Genomic DNA, 7,501 nt, shown 5'->3' with positions numbered 1-7,501 from the left:
CCCCCAAAGATCTTCTCCACCACTAATACCTTCTTCATCTCTGCTCTGGTCAATGTCACTGTCTCCTGTCCCATAGTGACATTATCTCAGAACAGTTATAGGGTGACATTATCACAGCACAACAACAGTTTAGGAGATATTGCGTTGACATCCCCGCCTCCATTGTGATAAAATCATTTTTGTCGTCTAAGACGGGGTTTTACTTTGTTAGAGATTCATTTCCAGTTATCGTGGGGGTTTAGCTCAGCTGGGAGAGCGCTTGCATGGCATGCAAGAGGTCAGCGGTTCGATCCCGCTAATCTCCACCAAAATCAACTATTACGCATCCAGTAGGATGCGTTTTTTATTTTGGCGGAAGTGCGTAAATAGAACCAAACTGGGTCGTTCCGCGCGCAGGGAGCCGGCTCATCGGGGTCCCCGCAAAGTAATCGGAATAAGCTTCGGAGCTTGTCGTCACTTTGTGGGGTGCTGCAACGAGCACGGCATTGAAATTTACCGCTAAGATCGTCATCGTCGAAAAGTCTTCGTGAGCAAGTTAAACAGAATTTCAATATCCCGCTAATCTCCACCAAACATTAAATCGAACACACCTTCGGGTGTGTTTTTTTGTTTGGCGGAGCAAGGCGTAAATCGAACCAAACTGGGGCGTTCCGCGCGCAGGAAGCCGGCTCATCGGGGTCCCCGCAAAGTAATCGGAATAAGCTTCGGAGCTTGTCGTCACTTTGTGGGGTGCTGCAACGAGCATGGCATTAAAATTTACCGCTAAGATCGTCATCGTTGAAAAGTCTTCGTCAGCAAAGTTAATCGAAGTTTCAATATCCCGCTAATCTTCACCAATTTGTAAATGATGGCCTTCTGAATTCAGGAAGGTCTTTTTTATTTTGTCACGAGGAATTTTGCTTCAGGCCCTGCCGGAGACTTCCTGTCGACCTGTACGGCAATAACTAGAAATCGACTATAAACATATTGACGGACGATTAACACGGATCTCCGGCGAACTATTCCACCCGCTGGCGCAACGGGTTGACCGTACGTTATTCCGGTACGAATGTGAGATGCGATTTGTCTAAAGCTCCGCAATTCAAAGCGTTTCTGGTAAGGGGGACTGACGAGTTTAACTATAATCCACAAGGGACGATTCCGACGGAAACGATTGCCCGTCTGCCGTCCGATCAGATATCGCAAGCACAGACGAAGTGAAGTAGTCATGTCTATATTGCAAGACATCCCGTTTTGTGCTCCAATGTTAGTTATATGCATAGTGTCAAGAAAGGTTGGGCGAAACGGGATGTCTTTGTACTTAACGCTAAAAGACCGGATTGTTAAACAAATCCTGGAAGGCACTTTCGTTTCGGAGGGGAGGTTTCTCTAGTTCCCTTGAAATTATTGCCTTGGTGGCGCCGGTGCACAATCCATTTTTCTCCTCATTCATGGAACACTTCGAGAGAGTGGCGGAGGAGAACGGTTCGCTTGTTTTGTTTAAGCAAGATTTTCAGGGGCCCGACTAGGTTGGGCTTGACAACCTTCACGCGGTAACATCTCTCTACGAGGAACTGTGCTTAGGTTATGCGGGAGAAATCCTCTTTATTGGCTATGAAGGTTTGAATTTACCGAGCGAGCATCAACGAGAGCAGGCGTTTATCGAGGTCAGCGGCGGGAGCGGCAAGCTGTTTCGGATTCCGTGGGGTGAAGATGTCGAGCAGGAGACGAACTCTCTATTGCAACGGCTTTGGGAAGAAAAAGCACTGCCGGCGAAAATTTTGTGTTGCAATGGTCCAATCGGTTTGGCAACGGCTCATTATCTGGAATCTCGTGGAAGGAAGGATATAGATTTGGCCGTCATTGACTTTCTCCCAGACATGGTCAAGTATCCAATGATCGTCTACCAGCAACCGATGGAAGAGATGGCGAAAAAAGCTTACCAGCGACTCATCGCGCAAAACAATCAAGGAGAGCTGTGGCAACCTCGCAACTACCCGGTGCATGGCGAGATTCTCCAATTCAATCGGTAATGATAAGCACAGCAAGGGGGTTCTGCATGTATAAAGTCTTAATTGTAGAAGATGAAATGCTTGTGAGGCTGGGATTAAGAAATTCAGTAAATTGGAATAAATTTAATATGACTGTCGTTGCTGACGCGTCGGATGGTCGGACAGCATGGGAATGGTATGTTCGAGAAAATCCGGATATCGTGATTACGGATTTAAAAATGCCCGACATGGACGGTATGGCTCTAATCTCCAAAATCAGAGAAAAGGATAAAATAACGAGAATCATTGTTTTAACCTGTATGGAAGAGTTTGACTTGGCGCGAAAAGCTGTGTCACTTGGCGTTTCGGATTATATGATTAAACTGACCATGACAGAAGAAGAAATGGAAACGGTTTTACAAAAAACAGTTCATGAATTGCAATTACGCGATAACTCGAACCCAACTAAACCTATCGTTCAGGCGAGCCCCCATCTAGTAAAAGAAAAGCTTCTCAAGGATTTCGTGTTTTACAACATTTATTCCGCACAAGAATTCGGCAATTACGTTAACGAATTAAAGCTGCGCCTCAGTCCTGCAAGATTGATATTGTGTTCAATGGAAATAGACAATTATAAGGATCTGGAGGAAAAGTTCAGGGATGAACAAGGGCAATTGATCAAGATGTCCTTATTGAATATTTTGGAGGAGATTCTGGGTAATTGCGGCAGGGGAGAAGCGTTTTATTTTGATGAAATGCACTATATCGTTATATTCAGCTTTAGCGACATCGTAAGCGAACAGGCCGTGCATCAGGAACTTTATGGTATTTTAAATCGAATAAAAGAAGTCATCGGCAGTTATTTCAGCGTGTCCGTATCCTTTGGGATTAGCTCTATCCACAACGGATTTCCTTCGTTTGGGAAGATGTATCATGAAGCCTTGAAAGCGCTTGAAAAAAAGTTTTTTATGGGTACGGGTTTATTTTTATCCTCGACCAGCCATAGATCAGAGGGAGAAGTCATTGAAAAAATAGATGGTTTAAAGCATTTGCCGGATCTGTCCAAGCTGTTAGGCGAGCAAGAAACCATGAAGATCAACCTAAAAATCGATTCTTTGGTAAATCGTTTGCCGGATGATAAAAAGTCGTTTCAACAATTTTTCTGCGAGCTGGTTCAATGGATTTCAGTCGCATTATATTCGAATGGCGACCATGGCAGTGCACTCGTACTGGACTACAACCGTAAAATTCAGCAATGCGATACGCTGGTCGAAATGATTGCGGATTTTAATACGTACGTTTCCGACGCCTTAGGAAATTCGCGGAGGAAAAAAAAGCTAAGCAAGGAAGTATCGATGGCTGTGCAATTCATAGCAAACCATTTTGGGAGAGATATTTCCTTGGTTCAGGTGGCGGAATATGTCAATTTAAGCTCGAGCTATCTGAGCAATCTGTTTAAGAAAGAATTGCAGGTTAACTTTATCGAATATTTGAATCATGTGCGTATTGAGCGTGCTAAAGAGCTTTTGTTAGGCACTTATTTGAAATCCTATGAAATTGCGGATGAAGTCGGCTTTTCCGAACATACCTATTTCAGCAAAGTATTCAAAAGAAGTACGGGTTTGAGTCCTAATGAATTCCGCAAGCAGTTGATGAAAGAATGGACTGGGGATATGGAAAATGAGGATAGTATCGAGGATTAAGCAGAATAGTTTTATGAATAGCCTGCGTACCCAGTTAATCCTTTATTTTATGATTATCAGCCTTGTTGTTCTTGCAGTCGGATCCTACTTCAGTTATTCCTTTATGCTGGATATCGTCAAAGGGCAGAACGAGAAGTATATTCTGCAGCAGTTCCATCAGTTGGAACAAAATATGACGGCTACAATCACCGATGTGGACAGACTGTCCAAGCTTTTCATTATGGATGACCATGTTCAGCAGTTTCTTATGGCTAACGTGAATAATGATGAAATTGCTGCGATTGAAACACAAAAAAGCATACTGAGAAGAATAACGGATTTCATCTCGAATTACAGTTATATTAATTCCATTTATATTTTTACCAAGAATAACGGCGAAATTGGAGGAAGTGCAAGAAACATCTTGATCAGCAGGGAGATTGAAGTGGTCGACAATGCTTCCCAGCATGAGATTTTTGAGAAGGCCACGGCTTCATTTCCTGCCCTTGTTCTTGACGGCGGTAAAGACGAAACCTATTTCAATCCAAATATCAGCAATAGCAAAGCTCATCTAATCAGCGTGGTTAGAGGTGTGAAACCGATCTATGACACAAGAAAAAGCGCAATTCTTATTTTTAATATTGCCGAGAGAAATTTTGCGTCTGCCTATTCCGCAACGGTAGATTCGAAAGAAGGCAACATGTACATTATCAATGACAAAGGCGAGATCATTTCAAGCAGCGATGGGAACAATATCGGGGATATAAGTCCGGCTGCATCCAATATTCATAAGGAAGCCAATTTTGGCAGCTATGTTTCTAAAGAAACGAACGGACAGGTGCAAATTGTATATTATAAGCTCAAAAATACAAATTGGCATATTGTAAGAGAGATCCCTTTGGCTATCTATTCAGGCCAATTATTTTCCATGCAGAAAATTATCGTGATCATTTTTTCTTTTAGTATGCTTTTTATATTTATGGCATCTTTCTACTGGCTAAGAAAGGTGATGGAGCCCTTGAATAAGCTGGCGGGTAAAATGCGCGATTTGAGCAGCGGTAAGCTGGGGTTGACATTCTCAAGGATTCCGAATAATGAAGTTGGAGTTGTAATCAAGAGATTTAATGAAATGTCCTTAAGCATAGTCGGGCTTATAAGTAAAAATGACCAAATTCAGGAGGAGAAAAGGAAGCTTGAAATTGAAGCATTGCAGTCGCAAATAAACCCCCATTTTATATATAACACTCTCAATATGATAAAGTGGATGGCTGCCATGATTAAAGCTAAAAATATTTATGAAAGCATTGTTGCGCTTGGAAATATGATGAGACCTGCCTTTAAGGATACAGAACCTATGTGTACGTTAAAAGAAGAGATCGAGTATCTCGAAAATTATTTGAGAATTATGAATTGGCGATACGGTAATAGAATCCGATTCGAGTTAAATATCCCTGAAAACTTGTTTGGATGCAGAATATTGAAGTTTATTTTGCAGCCGTTTATTGAAAATTCGGTTATACACGGCATGAAAAACCATCGAAATGATATTGGGTTGACCATTGACGGAACAGAAAATGGAGATGATTTCATCATCACGATCTCGGATACCGGAGGAGGAATAGACCCTCAAAAATTAATCGAAATCAATGAAACGCTTGATAATCCGAATAAACTGAAATCAAAAAATCATAGTGCCAGTATTGGTATTTATAACGTGAATAGAAGAATCCTTCTTAGCTTCGGCGATCCATACGGAGTCCGGGTCGAGAGTTCCGGTTCCGAAGGGACAAGGGTGTCCATACTCCTGCCCAAAAGGGTTGATTAAAGAATGTGCTCAAGAAAGTTCAACTTTTCGTAAAAAAATTCACTTTATGATTCAAAGACCTGTTATTTCCGTAGGCCATTGCGGAATTGTTCAATAAAATCAATGATAATTTCATTCTCATCCTCGCTGAATTTATTTACTATCATCGAAGAGAGGAGAGATGAACTGTGGCAAAGTCATGGGTAAGTTTGAGAAAAGGAATTATCGGAAAGAAAAAATCAAGGGACGGCGCAATCTTGTTGTGGATGGCGCTTCCTTTTATTTTGCTTGTTTTTGCTTTTAGCTATGTGCCGCTATTCGGGTGGATCTATTCCTTCTATAATTTTAAACCGGGAATTCCGTTGGACAAAACGCCATTCGTCGGGTTGGATTATTTTCGAATATTGGTTACGGAGGGCAGAGAGGATGTTATCCGTGTCCTGAAAAACACTCTTACGCTTAGCTTCCTTCTTATCCTATGTTCTCCTCTTCCAGCTCTATTGGCCATACTTCTAAATGAAGTAAAATCAAAAAGGTTTCGGAAAATCATTCAGACGACAACGACGCTTCCGAATTTTATTAGTTGGGTAATCGTATTCTCGCTTGCTTTTTCCATGATTTCTTCGGAAGGTCTTGTAAATAAGGTATTGATAAACTGGCATATCATCAAAGAGCCATTGAATGTTTTGGGAAATAGCGGGACGGTATGGCCGTTTCAAACGGCAATCAACATTTGGAAAAACGTCGGGTTCGGATCTATTATTTACATCGCAGCCATAGCGGGTATCGACAATGAGCTGTATGATGCGGCAAAAGTAGATGGAGCAAGCCGCTTTAAGTCGATTGTTCATATCACACTCCCGGGTATCAGCTCCACTTTTTTCGTCCTCCTGCTTCTGCAGGTCAGTAATATACTCTCAGCCGGTTTTGAGCAGTATCTTGTATTTTATAACAGTCTGGTTTCAAACAAAATCGAAGTTCTTGACTATTACGTTTACAAACTAGGAATTGTTACAAGCGACTATTCCTATGCTACGGCGATAGGGATGTTGAAAACGGTAATAAGCATCATTCTTTTGTTCAGCGTGAATTACATCTCCAAAAAAGCTAGAGGCACTAGCATTATATAGGGATTTATTGGGGGTTGGGAGAAATGAAAATCAAGGAAGACAACTTAGGCGGTCGGATATTCAATATTTTGAATTACGCGGGGCTCACCCTCTTGTTTATTATATGTATCTATCCCTTTTATTATATTTTCATCTACTCCCTCAGCGACCCGGTTGAAGCGCAAAAAGGGATTACGCTCCTTCCGGCCAAGGTTACCTTAAACAATTACATCGAGATATTTCAGCTTAAAAACATGTTTCATTCCTTTGTCGTTTCCGTTCTTAGAACGGCAATCGGTACCGGAATAACCGTGTTCAGCTGTTCATTATTCGCCTACATCGTTTCAAAAGAGGAACTGCCATACAAAAAAATAATTTATCGGTTCGTTATCATTACCATGTATTTTAATGCCGGAATTATTCCCTATTATCTTACGATGAAGATGTATCACTTAAACAACAATTTTTTGCTCTACGTGGTCCCTTCCGCAATCTCGGCATTTTATGTCGTTTTACTTAAGACTTTCATGGAGCAGCTTCCGCCGGCACTGGAAGAGTCGGCCAAAATCGATGGAGCCGGGTATTTTACGATTTTTACGAAAATTATCTTTCAAGTATCCACTCCAATTATTGCCACGATAGCGGTTTTTGCCGCCGTAACGCAGTGGAATTCGTTTATCGATAACTTTCTTCTCGTTCAGAACCCGAAGCTTAGGACGCTGCAACTGGTGCTTTTTGAATATTTTAACCAAGCCAGCCAAATTGCTTCCGCCTCCAAAGAAGATTTAGCCCGGGGCACCGTTGTCAGGAAAATCACGCCAGAAACGATCAGAATGACGATTACGATGGTTGTGACGCTGCCGATATTATGTGTGTATCCCTCGATGCAGAGGTACTTTGTAAAGGGACTCATTCTTGGCGCAGTCAAGGGTTGAC

Annotated in this window: 6 protein-coding genes and 1 tRNA gene; all 7 read left to right on the top strand. The window is 41.9% G+C overall.

Annotation, left to right across the window (positions count from 1 at the left end):
• Positions 1–232 precede the first annotated feature (232 nt).
• The 7 genes from K7P76_RS15650 (at position 233) to K7P76_RS15620 (ending at position 7,500) form a co-directional block, all read left to right on the top strand.
• Positions 233–308, top strand: a tRNA-Ala gene (locus tag K7P76_RS15650).
• Between the two features lie 715 nt (positions 309–1,023).
• Complete coding sequence (locus K7P76_RS15645) at positions 1,024–1,200, top strand: hypothetical protein (protein ID WP_232186245.1); 177 nt, start codon at positions 1,024–1,026, stop codon at positions 1,198–1,200.
• A 401-nt stretch (positions 1,201–1,601) separates the two neighbouring features.
• Complete coding sequence (locus tag K7P76_RS15640) at positions 1,602–2,012, top strand: type 1 periplasmic-binding domain-containing protein (RefSeq protein WP_232186244.1); 411 nt, start codon at positions 1,602–1,604, stop codon at positions 2,010–2,012.
• Entirely contained in the window at positions 1,958–3,673 is a 1,716-nt protein-coding gene (locus K7P76_RS15635) for a response regulator (RefSeq protein WP_232186243.1), read from the top strand. The genes K7P76_RS15640 and K7P76_RS15635 overlap by 55 nt, the downstream gene beginning before the upstream one ends.
• A 13-nt stretch (positions 3,674–3,686) precedes the next feature.
• Positions 3,687–5,477 (top strand): cache domain-containing sensor histidine kinase, encoded by a 1,791-nt coding sequence (locus tag K7P76_RS15630; protein WP_232186242.1) that lies wholly within the window; start codon positions 3,687–3,689, stop codon positions 5,475–5,477.
• Between the two features lie 167 nt (positions 5,478–5,644).
• Positions 5,645–6,586: an ABC transporter permease subunit gene (locus tag K7P76_RS15625; protein WP_232186241.1), complete on the top strand. Its 942-nt coding sequence runs from the start codon at positions 5,645–5,647 to the stop codon at positions 6,584–6,586.
• Positions 6,587–6,609: 23 nt separating this feature from the next.
• Complete coding sequence (locus K7P76_RS15620) at positions 6,610–7,500, top strand: carbohydrate ABC transporter permease (RefSeq protein ID WP_232186240.1); 891 nt, start codon at positions 6,610–6,612, stop codon at positions 7,498–7,500.
• The last annotated feature ends 1 nt before the right edge of the window (position 7,501 follow it).

It is taken from the genome of Cohnella silvisoli (assembly GCF_021190915.1).
GTDB lineage: Bacteria > Bacillota > Bacilli > Paenibacillales > Paenibacillaceae > Cohnella > Cohnella silvisoli.
Note: the sequence above shows the minus strand (reverse complement) of the source record. Positions and strands in the feature narration are given on the sequence as shown.